General features: G+C 34.0%; 2 protein-coding genes. Both read right to left on the bottom strand.

Annotated features, from left to right (window positions below; genetic code table 11):
* Nucleotides 1-14: 14 nt before the first annotated feature.
* Entirely contained in the window at nt 15-365 is a 351-nt protein-coding gene (locus VP97_RS23035; protein ID WP_050184521.1) for a hypothetical protein, read from the bottom strand.
* Entirely contained in the window at nt 358-1,116 is a 759-nt protein-coding gene (locus VP97_RS23040) for a ParA family protein (RefSeq protein ID WP_050184522.1), read from the bottom strand. Before VP97_RS23040 ends, VP97_RS23035 begins: the two co-directional genes overlap by 8 nt.
* Nucleotides 1,117-1,285 lie beyond the last annotated feature (169 nt).

The following is a 1,285-nucleotide window of genomic DNA, read 5'->3' on the forward strand; positions in this document are numbered from 1 at the left end:
ATATATTTATATTTTTATTTACTTCTTATCTTTTTACGTTCAATAACTTTTTCGAGCATTGCCTCTTTTGTCTTTTCATCGGCTGCTTCAAATTGATTTAAAAATTCTATAGCGGCTGCTTCCATCACGTGAAGAAGTCTTTTATCATGCTCTACACAAAACTGCTTAATCTGATTGTGAAGACCTAATTCAAGTTGTAAAGGGACCTGTTTAAGTTCAACCTTCTTCTCCGCTTCCTCTTCACTGTTTCCTCCTAATTTCCGTACAGCACTCTTTATTTGAGCTTCATTCTTATGTGTAGTATCTTTTTTTCCTAACAAGTTACTAAATTCTTTTGCTTTTTTTCCTGTTCCAATATTAGACACGTTCGACCAGCTCCTTTACAAAACCTTCATACTCTTCAAGCGCAATTTTATCCGCTTTGGTGTGATCCGTTACACCAGCAGCTGCGTATTCTTTAATACGTGCTCTGCGCTTTACTACATTTTCAAAAACCAATTCCCCGAAATCTTCTTTTACCTTTGTTAATATCGCCTGGTCCATTGCCGCTCTTGCATTTAATAAAACAGCCAGGATTCCAAGTAATCTTAGATCAGAATTATGTTCCTCATTAACTTCTTTACAAAGTGTTAAATAGTCATCTAAAGCTCTTAAAGCAAATGGATCTGTTTGAAGAAGAGAAACAGTATAATCACTTGCTATAAGGCCAAATAAGGTTTGTTCGCCCAATGCAGGAGGCAAATCAATGAGTATGTAGTCATATTGATCTTGTACTTCTGTAAGTGCGTTTTTTAAGCGGTGTAACCGCTGCTTGCTTTTATCAAACGTCACAAGATTAGAAAGTTTAGAAATATCATAGTTGGCTGGTATGAGGTCCAGTTTATCGGTAAGTTGATATATACAAGCATCTACGCTTTCATTTTCAATCACATTATAGACAGTGTTTTGAATTTCAATTTGATGCTGACTCGACAACATCTCCGTTAAGTTACCCTGGCCATCTAAGTCAATTGCAAGGACTTTACTATCTTTTGATAGAATAAATGATGTAATAGCGGTAGAAGTAGTCTTGCCAACTCCGCCTTTTTGTAAACCAAACGAAATGGTAATTGCCATGAAAAACACTCCTTTTTAGGTATTAGTAGGTCAGTTTTTCTGTTGTTTCTATCCGTTCCATTATTAAGAAATACTATATCAACAATTGTACGTTTGTAAGTACAATATGTAAATAGTTTTATATAAATATACAAAAATATTTACATACTTTTATATATTTATATATTTA

The sequence above is a fragment of the Domibacillus robiginosus genome (assembly GCF_000966195.1).
GTDB classification, from domain to species: Bacteria; Bacillota; Bacilli; order Bacillales; family Domibacillaceae; genus Domibacillus; species Domibacillus robiginosus.